We start from the raw sequence: 15,581 nt of genomic DNA on the forward strand, positions 1-15,581 counted from the left end.
TGCGGATACCGGAGCTTGAAGCATGATTTTGCCGGATAGCGCAGCGTGCGGCCGCGCCCTTGCGGCTATGTATAAATATTACTCTATAGGAGCCGGTTTGTCAAGTGCCGATTACACTCAAACAGTGGCTTTTGCTTCGGGCGCATCGCAGGTGGTGTAGCTCTTGACGCTGTGGAACACGATGTTCAGGCCCAGCACGATCAGCAGCACCGCAAGGATCAGCTGCAGGCCGTTGGCGATAAAGACAGCGCCCCATGTGGTCTCACCGGCAGGGATGGCGGTGGACGCAGCGGCGGAGATAGCCTTGACCATCGCAATCAGGCGCTGCACCAGTGCGGTGAAGGTGACGCAGAGCATGATGACCAGCGGCGGGAAGAGCATCTTGTTGTTGCGGCCCGTGACCTTGAGGAAGACGCACAGGGTAGCCAGAACCAGCGCACTGAGCAGCTGGTTGGCGGAGCCGAACAGCGGCCAGATGTTGGCATAGCCGATCTGAGTCAGGATAAAGCCGAACACCAGCGTGATGAAGGTGGAGAAGTAGACATTGCAGCACAGCTTGCGCCAGCCCTCTGCATGCTCCATATCATCGACACTGAACAGCTCCTGAAAGCTCATGCGGCCGATGCGGGCCACGGCGTCCAGACTGGTCAGTGCCAGCGCGGAAACGCACATCGTCATAAAGACAGTGGCAATCGAAACGGGCACGCCGAACATCTCAAAGAAACCGGCAACGCCGCGGCTGAAGATCTGGAACGGGGTACCGGTGGCGGGGGTGCCGTCTGCAGCGGCGGCAGCACCGGCAACACACAGGGCGAGGACAGCCAGCAGGCTCTCAAGAACCATGGCGCCGTAGCCGACCTTGAGCATATCCTTCTCATTCTCAACGGTCTTGGAGGAGGTGCCGGAGGAAACCAGGCTGTGGAAGCCGGAAACAGCACCGCAGGCAACCGTGACAAAGAGGATGGGGAACATGGTGCCCAGTTTGGCATTGTTGAAGCCGGTAAAGACGGGCAGGTTCATCGTGGGGTGGGCAACCAGCAGGCCGATGACAGCACCGGCGATCATTGCGCCGAACATAAAAGTGGTCATATAGTCGCGGGGCTGCTTGAGCATCCACATCGGCAGAACCGCGGCAAAGAAGATGTAAACGAAGGTGATATAGCTCCATGCGGCCTTGCCGAACACCAGCGGGCAGTTCATGCCGATGGCAAAGGACAGGACGATAAAGACGATGCCGATGACGGCCTCGCGCCAGCCGGAGAAGTTGAACTTCTTCTGGATGAAACCGAACACAACGGCGAACACCATGAACATGATGGAGACCATGCCGGCCGCACCGTTGGTGAAGGCGGCCTCGACCTGTGCGCCGTCAGCGTCAAAGGCGTTGAAGGTGCCGGCAACCATGTCTGCAAAGGCAGCAATGACGATGCCGCAGAACAGCCAGCAGAACAGCAGGAACAGCTTGCGGCCGGTCTTGCCGATGTACTTCTCGATCAGCAGCCCCATGGATTTGCCGTCGTTCTTGACGGAAGCATACAGAGCGCCGAAGTCAGTGACAGCGCCGAAGAAGACGCCGCCGATCAGCACCCAGAGCAGCACAGGCAGCCAGCCGAAGGCCGCAGCCTGAATGGCACCGGTAACAGGGCCGGCACCGGCAATGGAGGAGAACTGGTGTGCAAACACCGTCCAGCCGTTGGTGGGAACATAATCCTTGCCATCCTCCAGCCGCACAGCAGGAGTCTTGGCGTCGGGGTCAACACCCCAGGTCTTGGCGAGCCAACGACCGTATCCGGCGTACGCACATACCAGAACGACCGCGGCAATCAGAACGATTACAAGCGTATTCATTTGAATGAATCCCTCTTTCCTAATAGATTTTACAATCGCTTGTGCACTTTACTTTACTGCGATGTTCTTTGTTTGTCAACACATTGTTCACAAAATAGCAATATGCTGATTTTCGGTGCAAAATGTAGAAAATTTGTGGTTTGTTTTGTCTGCTTTGCTGCGTTGACAAAGGGAGAAGGAGGGGATAGTATAGGGGTAGAAACGGATGAAACATTTCCATGCTCGTGAAGCGGCAAACTGACAGGGAGCGCCGTAGGGGCGGATTCCATATCCGCCCGTGGCCGTGCGCGGCGGGGAAAACCTCCCGAGCGCACAGGAAATGCGCCCTGCGGGCTGCCGTGGATATTCTATCTGTCTATTATAGTAAAGGAGACATCTCATGAAACAGTGGCTGAAAGACGCAGTGTTCTATGAAATCTACCCCCAGAGCTTCTACGATACCAACGGCGATGGCATCGGTGATTTGCAAGGCATTATTGCCAAGCTCGACTATATCAGGGACCTGGGCTGCAATGCCCTCTGGATCAACCCCTGCTTTGATTCGCCGTTCAAGGATGCGGGCTATGATGTGCGCGACTACAAAAAGATCGCCCCGCGCTACGGCACGAACGAGGACGCCGCCGCGCTGTTCAGGGCCGCGCATGAGAAGGGCATCCGTGTGCTGTTCGACCTGGTGCCCGGCCACACGAGCGAAGAGCACCCGTGGTTCAAGGCCAGCTGCAAGCCCGGGCACAACGAATACTCGGACCGCTTTATCTGGACGGATTCCTGCTTTGCCTCCGGCGACGGTATGCCGTTCATCGGCGGCGAGACCGAACGCAACGGCACGTATATCCTGAACTTCTTCAAGTGCCAGCCCGCGCTGAACTACGGCTATGGAAAGATCAACCAGAAGTGGCAGAAGCCCACCAACGACCCCGCCTGCGTGGCAACGGTGGAGGCCATGAAGGACGTCATGCGATTCTGGCTGGACATGGGCTGCGACGGCTTCCGCGTCGATATGGCGTCGAGCCTTGTAAAGAATGACACTAAGAACAAAAAGTACACCTGCAAAATCTGGCGCAATATCCGGGATATGCTGGATGTCGAGTACCCCGAGGCCGCGCTCATCGCCGAGTGGAACGGCCCGCGCATGTCGCTGAAAAACGGCTTTGATATGGACTTTTATCTCAATTGGCAGGGCAACGGCTACAACTGGCTCATGCGCAACTATGACGGTGCGATGGACTCGAACCCGCACAACATCGGCAAGGCGTACTTCTGCAAGAACTCCGGCACCGGCATTGACAAATTCCTGGACGAGTATCTGCCGGCCTACAAGGCCACCCACAAGGATGGTCTGTGGTGCTTCATCACCTGCAACCATGACACGATCCGCCCCTCGGCGGGCCTGACGACTGACGAGCTGCGGCTGGCCTACGCGACAATTTTCACGCTGCCCGGTGCGCCGTTCGTCTACTACGGTGACGAGATCGGTATGCGCTATCTGCCGCTGCCCACCAAGGAGGGCGGCTACTTCCGCACGGGCTCCCGCACGCCGATGCAGTGGGACGACACGGCCAACCACGGCTTCTCCACCGCCGACGCACAGGATATCTATCTGCCTGTGGACACTGCCGCCGATGCGCCCACCGTGGCCGCTCAGGCGGACGACCCCGACAGCCTGCTGAACAGCGTGAAGTCGCTGCTGGCTTTCCGTCATGCACACGCTGACCTGAACGCAGACGCGCCGTTCAAGGTGCTGTACGCACCCAAGGCGAAGGGCGACTACCGCCCGTTCGTCTGGCAGCGCGGCGATCTGATCTGCGCCGTCAACCCGGCGGGTGTCTCCATCGAGCTGCCGCTGGAGCTGGCCGAGGATCTGAAAATTCAGTACACGATCGGCAAGGCGGAAATCGTCAACGACACGCTGTCCCTGGGCGCACAGAGCTTTGCTATTTTGGGATAAGGCTGAAAGACGCCGCTTCTGACGGATACAAAAAATCGCAGCCCCGATTTCATCATCGGGACTGCGATTTTTACTTTTACATCGTTTTCAGCAGCACCTCGGCCATGCTGCGCTTCGGCACGCAGTAGTCACGGTTTTCGTCCAGATAATATTTCACGCTGCTGTCCTGCATCGTTACCACGCGGCTTTTGTGGGCGGGGTATCCCAGCGCCACCATATAGCACAGGCGCAGCCCCTCGGGCAGGGCCAGCAGCTCGGTCAGCGCCGGGCGGTCGATGGCCCCCATGATGCAGCTGCCCACGCCGTGGGCCCAGGCAGCGGCGGTCAGGCTGCCCAGTGCCAGCCCTACATCCACATCGCTGCAGCCCGGCAGGCGGGTGTCCTGCAAAACGGCGATGAAGGCAGTCGGCTGCTCATCGGGCTTCGGCACGCCCTGTTCGGGCGGCAGGTAGGCGGCCCAATGGACCAGCGGCTGCACGGCGGACACGGCGCGGGCGCTCTGCACAAGGATATACCGCACAGTCTGGCGGTTGGCACCACAGCTTGCCAGCCGGGCGGCATCAATGGCCTCGGTCAGGATCTCCGGTGCAATGGGGCGTTGGTCAAAGCGGCGGTAGGTGCGGCGGGTGCGCAAAAATTCCATCATATCCATTTCAGAGCACTTCCTTACTTTATAAAGGCCCGGCAGCGGGCAGAGTTCTGCCTACAGTATACAACCGCGGCTGCCGCAGTGCAATGCCTTATTTGTCAATGACGGTTGCCGTGCGGCCGATACCCACCGTGGCACCGGCGATCTTTTTCCATGTTGCACAGCCGCAGATGCCGTCCGCCCGCAGACCGAACCGCCGCTGGCAGGCCTTCAGTGCGCTTTCTGTCGCATGGCCGAAGATGCCGTCCAGCGTGTTGGTCGAATAGCCCAGTGCGTTCAGGGCATCCTGCAGGATCAGTACATAGGTGCTGCGGCTTCCGCGCCGCAAAGTGGGGTAACCGGCCGTGGTGCCCGCGCAGGCGGGCTTGCCGTACCGCCGGTCAAAGTGTACCCAGGTCGGCGTCATCGATGTAGGCTCCACATAGCCCCACGCTCCGCTGCGAACAGCGGCCCGGTAGATCTTGCGGCGCTCGGCGGCGGTGCTGCGCTGCCCGACATCAAAGGCGACACCCGCGTAGTGCTGGCTGGTGGTGCCGTGGCCGCCCTCCCAGATCCGCTTGAAGGCGTACCCCACCGGAATGCCGCTGCCGTAGGTACGGCGTGTCAGGTTCCATGCCTCCATGGCAGCGGTGGTGGTCCACAGCACATTGGATTTGCTTGAGCCGCGGAATTCCCGCACCCGCAGGGTCGTGCCGGTGCTGTAGGGCATCGGGTCGTTTTCGCTCAAATTGTAGCGGAAGAACTTGTTATCGTAGGAATCATAGATGTAAACTCTTGCCATGGCTTATGCCTCCTTACATTCGCGGCAAAGCCCCTGCGCAGCCAGACGCAGGCTTTCCCATGTGTCGGCGTCCACGATGCCAAGCGTCTGCAGCCCGGCGGTCAGCTGGTAGCTTTCCAGCGCGGACGCAGTTTCCGGCCCAAGGATGCCTGTCTCGGGTACAAAATCGGCGGTCTGGTTGGCGGCGGCAATGATGTTCAACCAACGCTGCACCTGCAGTACGGCAGGTGCAGCACTGCCCAGCGCCAACGCCCCGGCGGGCCATACGCCACCGGGCTTGGGGCTGGCTCCGGCGGGGTTGGCAGCCAGCAGCCGCTCGGCGGCCTCGCGCAGCACCGTCCAGTCCGCGGCGGTCACAATGCCTGTCTCGGTCAGCCCGAAATACCGTTGGGCACTGCGCACGGCGGTCTCCAGCGCAGGGTCAAAGGTGCTGGTCGGCGTGTCGCTCTCAGGCAGGTTGATCTCGGGAATCCACTGGCCCAGAAATAGCAGCATCCGGCTCAGTCGCAGCACCTCTGCGCCGCTGTCACCGGGGCGCAGCGCAGCGGCAGGGGCAGGCAGCCGGATCATGCGCACCACGGGGCCGCTGCTGTCCAGTGCTGCGGCGGCATCATACAGGCTTTGCCATGTCAGCCGCCCCACCACACCGTCCACAGGCAGCCCGGCCCGCGCTTGCCATGCCCTGACGGCCCGCGCTGTTGCTGCGCCGAAGCGCCCATCCACTGTCACGGTTGGAATATCGCTGTAGTAGGCAGCGAGCCGGCGCAGATAATACTGCACAGCCCGCACGGCGGTCCCGCTGCTGCCCTCCCGCGTGGTGACCGTGAACTGCCCCGGGGCAATGTCTGCGTCCACGAGCCTGTTTGCGACCGCCAAGCCGACCTCCTTCAGCTTGTTCCATGTCGCACGGCCCACTGTGCCATCGGCCGTCAGCCCGAAAACACTCTGAAACGCCTGCACAGCGCTGACGGTGGCGGCGCCGAAGCTGCCGTCCACCGCTATGGTGTGCAGTGCGCGGTAGTTGTCCGCAGCCAGCCGCAGCCAGAACTGCACCAGCCGCACCTCCATGCCCTTGTCGCCCCGCCGCAGCACTGTGCCGGGCCATGCGGTGCCGCCAAGGTCGCTCTGCGCGTCCACCCAAGCGGCGTAAAGTGCATTCCAGGTGCGCTGCCCGACTGCGCCGTCCGCCGTCAGGCCCTGTTTTTTCTGGAACGCCTGCACGGCGCGCTCGGTCGCTGCCCCGTAGCGGCCGTCCACCGTGACGCGCGGCAGCGCGGAATCAAACTGTGCAAGATCGGAAAGCCAGAACTGCACCTGCTCCACGGCGCTGCCGCTCGACCCGCGCCGCAGGACTGTGCCCGGCCAACCGCCGGTGGTCTGCGTGCCCTCGGCGGTCTCGCCCTCGCTGGTCAGCTCGGCAAGATCCTTGACGCTCACATAGATAAAGCTGATTTTATACCAGGTGGCACGGCCCACCACGCCATCGGCGGTCAGACCGAACTGCTTCTGAAAGCGCTTGACGCTGCGCTCGGTGGCCTCGTCAAAGACGCCGTTCACCACCGGCTTGCCGAAGGAGGGGTAGTCCTTCGCAATGCGGGACAGCTGCTTTTGCAGGATGCGCACATTGGTCCCGCTGCTGCCGCGGCGCAGCGGACTGCCCGGATAGCTGGACGGTATGGATGCAATGTGGTCCGTTGTGACCAGCTGTACCCGCTTGCCGTAGTAATACCGCAGGATCTGCAGGGCGTTCTTGCCCTCCTTGGCCCGCTCGACCGTGCCCCACTGCTTCATGCCGGGGCAGGTGACGGTACGCCCATCGCAGTATTCGGTGTAGTAGGGTTCGGCATCACCGCTGCGCTGCACATAGGTGTTGAATAATTCGGCGGTAAGGCGCTCCATGACGGCGAACACGGTGCGCCCCTTGACATAGGCCTGATCGTACCCCGGCGAGCCTGTTATGTTGAAGCTGTACCCGCGGCTGGGGTACCACTCAGTCCAGATGCGGTTCAGCGCCAGACTGATCTGGGCCAGTATGTTGGCGCGCAGGGCCTCCTCCGGCCAGGAAGGTGTGCCCCTGCTGCAAAAGACCGTTGCAAGCTGACGAAAAAAATGCTATACTAAATCCATGTAGGACATTGGTTAAAGCATAGGAAAAAGGGGAATATAGATGAGGATCGGATTTGACAACGATAAATATCTTGCGATGCAGTCTGCCCATATCCGGGAGCGTATCGCTCAGTTTGACAATAAGCTCTATCTGGAATTTGGCGGCAAGCTGTTCGATGACTACCATGCGTCCCGCGTGCTGCCGGGTTTCCAGCCCGACTCCAAGCTGCAGATGCTGCTGCAGCTCAAGGATCAGGCGGAGGTCGTCATTGTCATCAGCGCCGAGGATATCGTGGCCAACAAGATGCGCGGCGACTACGGCATTACCTATGATGTTGATGTGCTGCGCCTGATTGATGCCTTTCAGGGGGTCGGCCTGTTTGTGGGCAGCGTCTGCGTGACAAAGTTTACCGATGCGCCCGAGGTCACGGCCTTTGAGCAGAAGCTCAACGGTCTGGGCATCCGCACCTTCCGCCACTATAAGATCCCCGGCTACCCCAACGATGTGAACCACATTGTCAGTGACGATGGCTACGGCAAGAATGATTATATCGAGACCGAACGCCCGCTGGTGGTCATCACGGCCCCCGGCCCCGGCAGCGGTAAGATGGCGGTCTGTCTGTCTCAGCTGTACCATGAGTATAAGCGCGGTGTCAAGGCAGGATATGCCAAGTTTGAGACCTTCCCCATCTGGAACCTGCCGCTCAAGCACCCGGTCAACCTTGCCTACGAGGCCGCCACCGCCGATCTGAACGATGTCAATATGATCGACCCGTTCCATCTTGAGGCTTACGGAAAAACGACCGTTAATTATAACCGCGATGTCGAGATCTTCCCGGTGGTCAATGCCATGTTTGAGCTGATCGCCGGTAAAAGCCCTTATCGCTCACCCACGGATATGGGCGTCAATATGGCGGGCAACTGCATTATTGATGATGATGTCTGCCGCGAGGCATCGCTGAACGAGATTGTCCGCCGCTATTTCAAGTGCCTGTGCGACCAGAAGGCGAGCGGTGTGGTGAAGCAGGAGCGCTTCAAGCTGGAACTGCTGATGAATCAGGCCGGCATTGCGCTCGGGGAGCGCGCAGTCGAGAAGCGCGCCCATGCCTGCTCCGATGCGACCGGCGGCCAGCCTGCCGCCGCCATCGAGCTGGCGGACGGCACGATCGTGGTAGGCAAAAACGGCCCGCTGCTTGGTGCGGCCTCCTCCGCGCTGCTGAACGCACTGAAAAAGCTTGCGGGCATCGATCAGGAGATCGATCTAGTGTCTGCCCATGCGATCGAACCGATCCAGACGCTGAAAACGACCTACCTCGGCAGCAAAAACCCCCGCCTGCATACTGACGAGATCCTGATCGCACTCTCCAGCTCTGCCTCGGAAAACGAGTACGCCGCCAAGGCGATGGAGCAGATCCCCAATCTGAAGGGCTGCGATATCCATTCCACCGTCATCCTCTCCAGCGTCGATGCCGATACCCTGAAAAAGTTGGGCATGTATCTGACCTGCGACCCCACCTACGAAGAGGATGACCGCATGTACCATAAAAGATAAGCGATAGTTTTATATACATATATAGTAAGCCAAAGGGAGAGGGAAAACCTCTCCCTTTGCTGTTACATGTTATAAGGGAATCAACCCGCCCACCTCACCCATACCACCAACCTAACCCAGCACCCTGTAGGGGCCGGGCATGCCCGGCCCGCAGGCTTGCCATTACATCCCGTTCAACATAAAACCGTAGGGGCGGCATACATGCCGCCCGCGCACCCAACGCCATCACTCACCCAACGGTTCACCTGTAGGGGCGGCATACATGCCGCCCGCGCACCACGCCAATACCACCAACCTAACCCACCGCCACCCTGTAGGGGCCGGGCATGCCCGGCCCGCAACCTACCCGATACTACAGCTTGTGGCCATCGCACAGCAAATCCCCAACATGCACCTTGCCCAAAAATCCCTCTCAAAATTTGTCAAAAAAACCGAAAAACCCCATTGACAAAAGTATGACCACTTGCTATAATAAGCAAACTGTCCCGCGGCGGGAGCCGCGGCAAGCCCTTCTATCAACAGCTTGTACGCGTTTTTTGAAGAAAACTTCTTCAAAAAACTTTCCTAAAGTCAATACCCAAACGGATAATTCAGCAAAGTACACAAGGACGGTAGCGGAAATCGGGCAAAGTGGCGGGGAAAACTGTGCAACTTGCACAACGCGAATAGACCGATAAAACAGACGCTTGAAAAACTGGGCATCTGTTCTATCAGTCTCTTTCGCTCACATTGCGACTAGGCAAAGTTTGTTTTTCTGTTGGTGAGCGTCTTTTGGGTATCGCCGCGCCAGCGCGGTGATACTCTGTCTTTTTGGTTGCTCTCCACCAGAAAAACTATAAAGGTGTCTCCGACGGATTTAAACGCGCCTAATGCCATGCGCAATGCGTCCGCGTTCGCGGAACTTACGATTAAGGAGGACAGCGGTAAACCGCTGTCTTTTTTAAATATTAAAGAAATTATAAATTCTTTGTTTGTCGCTCAAGTTTATTAGTTCTAGCTGTTCTCTGAACAGGTCGTTACTACATCTTCCGTCAAACATTTCGCGCGGGTAGCCGTTTACGAAGTGTTGCGCTTGTGTGGCGTGGTACTGTGTTTTGTGTTTCATGCTCTGACCCTTGGGAAAGTGGCGGCGCAAGAGTTTGTTGTTGTTTTCGTTACTGCCGCGCTCGTATGGGTGTCCGGGATGGCAGTAGAACGCGGGAACGCCCAGCGCGTCAAAGGCGTTTTGATTTGCAAATTCTGAACCGTTGTCTAGGGTGATGGTGAAGAAAATTTTGTTAAAGTCATCTCCGAATGTTTGCTTTAGATGTTGCATTGCTTTTGTAGTAGCATCGGCAGTTTTATCTTCTACCTTGATTACTATTTCTTCTCTAGTCTGGCGTTCTGTCATTACTAGGCAAGATTCGTTTCTACCCTCGGATGTTCCTATAATGCTATCTATTTCCCAATGTCCAAAGCTGTCGCGGGTCAATATAACTTTTGAGCGGCGGTCAATGCTGCGATGGTTTAAACTCTTTGAACGCATAGTTGATTGTACTTGTTTTTTGCGCTTTTTGCGGTGTCCTACTGGAAGATTTTTATAGGTTGTATGTGGGATAAGACCCTCGGCAATGTAGCGGTACATGGTTTGCTTGGTGACCTTTACACCGTAGGTGTTGCCGACTTTTTCTATTGCGGCGTAGGGGCTATATCCCATTGATATACACTCGGCTATTGCATTTACATAGTTGTGGTTATTGCCGATTTTCAGACCGTTACTGTGCGCAGTATACTGGTATTCTGCATATCTTTGGGCGGTGCTAGCATCGTAGGTATAATAGAAAATATATGTTGCACCGTCTAATTGCTGTACTTTTCCCTTTTTCAATTCTCTACTGATGGAAGATTGAGAACAACCTATTTCTTTTGCAATTTCTCTTTGAGAATGTCCAGCTTTATACAGGGCTTGTATTGCTATTCTATCATCTGGTCTAAAATGTCGTCCTTTTGGTCGTGGTTCTACATACATCCTTTTTGTTCTCCTCTCGGTTGGTTCTACTAAAATTTTATTTTTTTTGGTATAAAAGTAAAGGTCGGGGTAGTATTTTTTCGCGGAACAGGCTTGCTCCGCTGCGCCTGATCCGCAAAAAAATCTCCACCCCTACCCTTGACTTTTACACCAAAAAAGCGCCGTGCTAGCACGGCGCAAGGAACGATATGCAACTAAAGGGCAAACAAGATATAGCGATAACCGCAACTAGGGGAACTTCTCGCACTCTCTTGCCATGCAATGTTGGTAACAAGGCAAAGTAGTGCGGACGGCGCTAAAGCAAATAGAGAGAAAAATAGCAGCTGCCGTAAAGCTCTACTCTTGCCTTTGCGCGATAAAAGTTTCTACTATGGAAAAGTTGCACCCGCGCAGGCGCTGCAATTAACTCGGTCGGGGCCGTCGTTCTCACAAGATACAAGGTCTGCACAGTTTTTACAAATCTATAAGATAAAGCAAACGGGCAAGCGCAAGCAGGGCGGGGGCAATAGCCCCGCGCCCCGCTTTTGCGCTTGCCGCTTTTTACTTTTTCACCGCGGTTTGCATACGGCGTTTAGCTTTTGCGGTAGGATTAGTAGTCACTTCCAGACCGAGAGGACCGGCAGGGGCTTGGTTATTGATGATTTCGGCATCCGTCAGAATGTCGCCATCCTCAAATTTTTTCTTGAGATTGTCCACGATTGCGAGGGTATCGTAGGCGTGGTAATCTTCATCATGGACGAACCACAGACCACGGCGAAGCGGTTTAATCATTTCGGCGTTGGTTGCGTTCTCCATTTCCCACGCATCGTAGCTAGACCAAAGCTGGAAACGCCAGACTTTTTTGCACTGTATGACAGTGTGGGTAACGTCGCGCATAAGTTTATCGACGTGCTGGAAACGTTGGGCTGAACCGTAAATGCTAATATAGCTATGCCGGCACGTTAGCAGGGTGTTGAGGAAATAGGCGTTAAAGTTATCTTTAAAACTGCGGCTGTTCATCTGCACCGACAGTTCATCCATTGCGACAATCGTTACTGTGAGAGTGTCGTTTGCATCGTCAATACTGCGATTGATTTTTGCCGCGTTGACTACTTGCGCGAGACTGTCTAGGTGTTCGTAGGGAATCGACAGGTCTACATTTGACAGCACCTTAATTTTCTGTGTGACAAACTTTTTACGGCGTTCACACCATACGATTTTATCATCATACCGATTATACAGGCCAATCACCTTATGAACGAGAGACAAGGTTTTACCGGAGCCGAAGTAACCGCAGTAAATATCGAGCGCACCAACAGGGCACTTATTCCAGCCCTTATGCAGAATATACCAGTACAAATCTTTAATGCAGTAATAGATATTTTTAACAGGGTGGAACACGATGCAACGCACAATGCGGGAAAGTGCCAGCGCGAAGCAGAACGCGATAATGAGCAAGTACACCATTAGAATTTACCTCGTCCAAACGTATGTACAAAATCCTTAATCATGCCGAAAACGAACAGAAATAAGGTCAGAGCGACAAGGATAGAAAGCAACCACGGAAACAATTCACCGAGGTTTTGCGGGGCGGTGGTACTGATGCCGAAGAACGTCAGCAGGTCGTAAAATAAAGATGCCATGTTTTCACCTCAAAAAATGAAGATTTTGATAGCCGCTACAAAGAACGCCAAACTAAAGGCAACAAAGGCTAAAAGGCCGATTGCTTCAATAGTGGAATACTCCTCAAACGGCTTTTCAAATGCGCTAGGCCCGGCAGTTTCAGCGGTAGCCTGTTGTGTAAGTATTTCAAGCTGATTGGAAATGCCCGAAATCTGGGTAGTGTAGTCGGGAGTAGGGTCTTGTGCAGGTACTTCATCGTCTACACCATTGGAGTCGTCAGAGGGCGCGACAGCCGCCGTCAGAGCGTCCACAGATTCTTGCAGCTTATCCAGCTTGTCATAAAGAGTAGGATCGTAGGTCTGAACGCCTTGCACCTGTGTTACCGGGTGTTCTTCCGCAGCAGGAACATCTTGCGATGATCCTGCTGCATCCTCGGGAGCAGTGTATTCTTCTGCACTGGCCCGGATGGTAAAGAGCAGCGAGAGCAGCACGAGCAGCGCGATAACGGCCAAGCAGAATTTGTTGAAATTATCCTTTAACATGAGCGCACCTCAAAACAGCAGTTGTTTTACAATCCAGATAACCAGCGTTGCGAACAGATACCAGATTGCAAAGTCGAAGATGCTAAACGAAGCACCATAGAAGTTGATTTTTAAGGAGAGCAATTCTCCAATTTTCTGCATAAATTCCATAAACATAGGGCGTCACTCCGTAAGAACTTTAATAATAGCCGAAACAGCGATACACAAACACAGCATCACGATATACACGGAATAGCTTGCGGGCAAGATAGCGAAAATGCCGCCGATGGTGTCGGCGAGAAATTTTAACACGCCTGCCAAACCAGAAAATACTTCTTCCCATCCTTGTTTTACCTCGTCTATAATGCTGGGCAGTTTGCCGCCGTACTCGTTAAAAGCGTCTTTTAGATCATCGCCAGATTGTGCAGTTTCGGCGGTGCTGAAATCTCCGTTGAGTACATCGTCACGACCAACGCCACCGGGGGCGGCATCCGCGAACACAGGCACGGCAGAGCATACCATACAGCAGAGCAGAGCCAGCAGGACTATTACTTTTTTCATGGTATCACCTACCTGTAATAAATTTGATTATGCGAATAACAGTAACGACAACCACGCCAGCACACAGCGCGAGAATACCGCTATTAGGCATCCACGGGAACAGCTTGAACAGCAGGGACAACAGCCAGAGGATAAAGCCGAAAATGCTGGTTAGAAGTTTCCACAGACCTTTAAGGATGGTTTCGACAATATCTTTTAAAAGGTCGGTTAGCCACTTAAAAGGATTCCAGCCGGAATCACTACTACCAGAGTTACCGCCGCCAGAATCACCGCCCGGCGTAGGTACTGTACCACCACCGGGGTTAGGTGTTGCGGTATGCGTGGGCGGTTCTGTAGGCGAGGGTGTTTCCGTAGGTTCAGGACTGGGCGAGGGTGTAGGTTCTTCAACGATTGTACCGCCGTCCTCGTACTTGGTAATTTTGTCGTTTTTCAGTTTTAAGGTTACATCCTTGGCGGTATCGAAGTCGCTACCATCTGCCTTGCAGAACTCGAAAATGTACTCACCTGTTGCGTTAAACAGGAAGTTGTTTATAGTGCTGTGCCAGTTGGAACTATTCACACCTGTTAGGGTTTGGCTTGCTTCATCCCACGACCATACGCGCCAGTATACACCATCCGGCACAGATACGGTATACTGTCCGTTGGCTATGGGTATCTGTGTAGTGGAAATGTACTTTTTGTTGTCTACCCACGGCAATTTAGTATCGGTGTCTACCTCGGTCTTTTTGAGAGCGTAGTAGGCATCATAGCGGCGGTTATTCAGAACGTAGTAATGAAGCGTCCAGTCTGCCGCGTCAGTGTCGGACGGATGACGACCAACGCCACCGCCACGAGTAGCACCGCCGCCCGGTGTCCATGTAGGTGCAGGAGTGGGAGAGGGTGACGGTGCGTTATAGGTTATGTAGTAGTAATTCTTCGTGGTCTGGTCGTAGGTATAGTATTGCTTGGTCTCGTTATTGTAGATAATGGGATTGGTGCTGATATTGGTTACAGTTTCGTTCTTTTCGTTGATGGTGGTGTACTGGGGGTAGATGTAGGTTAGATTGTTAGAGTTGTCTACGTAGATATTGCCGTTCCATGTCTGGGAGTAATTGTTATTATTGATGGTGATATTATTAATGGTGGTAATGCTGGAAGCATCCAGAGGGTCGCAATAAACGGTGATGGGATACATCTGATAACGGTACGGCCCGCCACTAAATTGGTTAATAAATTTGAAATAAAAATAAAATGTTTGATTAGTATTCGCACCGATTTGATAGTTACGTGTGCTGCTAAGCTCGGCCGTTTGCTCGTATGTTTTCCAAGCTGTCTCAATAATTTTTACAGATGTATGCAAATAAGTACCTGCTGCAAGATAGTAATTTCCAGCAACAGGCGCAACCGCCTTATACACAGAAAACGGGCAATTATATTTGCCAAGCCCTTGATAGGTTAATACAGTGGATTTTAGCTCATCTCCGGAGCCAGTGGAGCCAAAAAGAACGGACTTGCCATATACGATTTCCCCTAAATTGGATTCAAAGGAACTTCCTGAAGAGCCACCAGAACTGTAGTTAGCAAGATTAGTTATGCAGTAAGGCTCTACAACCATTTGGAGAACGCCAGATGTGTTTATTGAAGGTGTACCGTTATCATCGGCGTAACCCGGCAGGTCTTTGCGGCCAATGCCGGAGGGGGCTTTTTCGGCTGGAATTAAGTGACCGTTATTGAACGAAAAATTCAGAATTGCGTTTGCATCAGCTGCATCAAGAATTTGCTGGTCACCAACCGAAAAGAGTTTTAATCCACCCGGAGCATTTAAATATGCCCATTTTCCGCATTTACTGCATTTATAAAAATCCGAATGTGCAGCAAGAAGTCTGCGCTCCTGTTTTGTAACAGAGCCACCACAGGCAGGGCAAACGATGGCGTTATCAGCGAAAGCCGCAAAAGGCATCATTGACAAAACCAAAAATACAGTTAAAATTATAGATACAAGACGCTTTTTCATAGACACCACCGA

At 54.4% G+C, this 15,581-nt stretch carries 13 protein-coding genes; 3 read left to right on the forward strand and 10 right to left on the reverse strand.

The genetic code is table 11. From position 1 onward, the window contains the following. Positions 1-117 precede the first annotated feature (117 nt). Positions 118-1,848, reverse strand: a complete 1,731-nt coding sequence (locus OGM67_00540; protein UYJ34873.1) for a carbon starvation protein A — start codon at positions 1,846-1,848, stop codon at positions 118-120. Positions 1,849-2,227: 379 nt separating this feature from the next. Here OGM67_00540 and OGM67_00545 point away from each other — a divergent pair, with 379 nt between their 5' ends. Next, complete coding sequence (locus tag OGM67_00545; protein UYJ34874.1) at positions 2,228-3,796, forward strand: alpha-amylase family glycosyl hydrolase; 1,569 nt, start codon at positions 2,228-2,230, stop codon at positions 3,794-3,796. A 76-nt stretch (positions 3,797-3,872) separates the two neighbouring features. Here OGM67_00545 and OGM67_00550 read toward each other — a convergent pair whose 3' ends face one another. The 3 genes from OGM67_00550 to OGM67_00560 all read right to left on the reverse strand — a co-directional run bounded on the left by OGM67_00550 (position 3,873) and on the right by OGM67_00560 (position 7,125). Beyond that, positions 3,873-4,448 carry a nitroreductase family protein gene (locus OGM67_00550; GenBank protein UYJ34875.1) on the reverse strand — a complete coding sequence of 192 codons (576 nt, stop codon included), beginning with the start codon at positions 4,446-4,448 and terminating at the stop codon, positions 3,873-3,875. An 88-nt stretch (positions 4,449-4,536) separates the two neighbouring features. Continuing rightward, positions 4,537-5,226 (reverse strand): peptidoglycan-binding protein, encoded by a 690-nt coding sequence (locus tag OGM67_00555; protein ID UYJ34876.1) that lies wholly within the window; start codon positions 5,224-5,226, stop codon positions 4,537-4,539. Positions 5,227-5,229: 3 nt separating this feature from the next. Further along, the gene (locus OGM67_00560; protein UYJ34877.1) at positions 5,230-7,125 is read right to left on the reverse strand and encodes a peptidoglycan-binding protein; all 1,896 of its coding nucleotides are present in this window, start codon (positions 7,123-7,125) and stop codon (positions 5,230-5,232) included. 58 nt (positions 7,126-7,183) lie between these two features. Here OGM67_00560 and OGM67_00565 point away from each other — a divergent pair, with 58 nt between their 5' ends. Then, complete coding sequence (locus tag OGM67_00565; protein UYJ34878.1) at positions 7,184-7,327, forward strand: hypothetical protein; 144 nt, start codon at positions 7,184-7,186, stop codon at positions 7,325-7,327. Between the two features lie 66 nt (positions 7,328-7,393). Then, on the forward strand, positions 7,394-8,884 hold the full coding sequence (locus OGM67_00570; protein ID UYJ34879.1) for a DUF1846 domain-containing protein: 1,491 nt from the start codon (positions 7,394-7,396) through the stop codon (positions 8,882-8,884). A gap of 940 nt (positions 8,885-9,824) precedes the next feature. On the opposite strand, the gene OGM67_00575 is transcribed toward OGM67_00570, so the two are convergent. The 6 genes from OGM67_00575 to OGM67_00600 form a co-directional block, all read right to left on the reverse strand. Beyond that, on the reverse strand, positions 9,825-10,892 hold the full coding sequence (locus tag OGM67_00575) for an IS30 family transposase (protein ID UYJ34880.1): 1,068 nt from the start codon (positions 10,890-10,892) through the stop codon (positions 9,825-9,827). 540 nt (positions 10,893-11,432) lie between these two features. Continuing rightward, positions 11,433-12,338, reverse strand: coding sequence for a hypothetical protein (locus tag OGM67_00580; protein UYJ34881.1), 906 nt, complete (start codon positions 12,336-12,338; stop codon positions 11,433-11,435). Continuing rightward, the gene (locus OGM67_00585; GenBank protein ID UYJ34882.1) at positions 12,338-12,514 is read right to left on the reverse strand and encodes a hypothetical protein; all 177 of its coding nucleotides are present in this window, start codon (positions 12,512-12,514) and stop codon (positions 12,338-12,340) included. Before OGM67_00585 ends, OGM67_00580 begins: the two co-directional genes overlap by 1 nt. 9 nt (positions 12,515-12,523) lie before the next feature. Further along, positions 12,524-13,036 (reverse strand): hypothetical protein, encoded by a 513-nt coding sequence (locus OGM67_00590; protein UYJ34883.1) that lies wholly within the window; start codon positions 13,034-13,036, stop codon positions 12,524-12,526. A gap of 162 nt (positions 13,037-13,198) precedes the next feature. Continuing rightward, positions 13,199-13,576 (reverse strand): hypothetical protein, encoded by a 378-nt coding sequence (locus OGM67_00595; GenBank protein UYJ34884.1) that lies wholly within the window; start codon positions 13,574-13,576, stop codon positions 13,199-13,201. Between the two features lie 4 nt (positions 13,577-13,580). Beyond that, positions 13,581-15,569, reverse strand: a complete 1,989-nt coding sequence (locus tag OGM67_00600) for a hypothetical protein (protein UYJ34885.1) — start codon at positions 15,567-15,569, stop codon at positions 13,581-13,583. Positions 15,570-15,581 lie beyond the last annotated feature (12 nt).

Source organism: Oscillospiraceae bacterium, assembly GCA_025757985.1.
GTDB lineage: Bacteria > Bacillota > Clostridia > Oscillospirales > Ruminococcaceae > Gemmiger.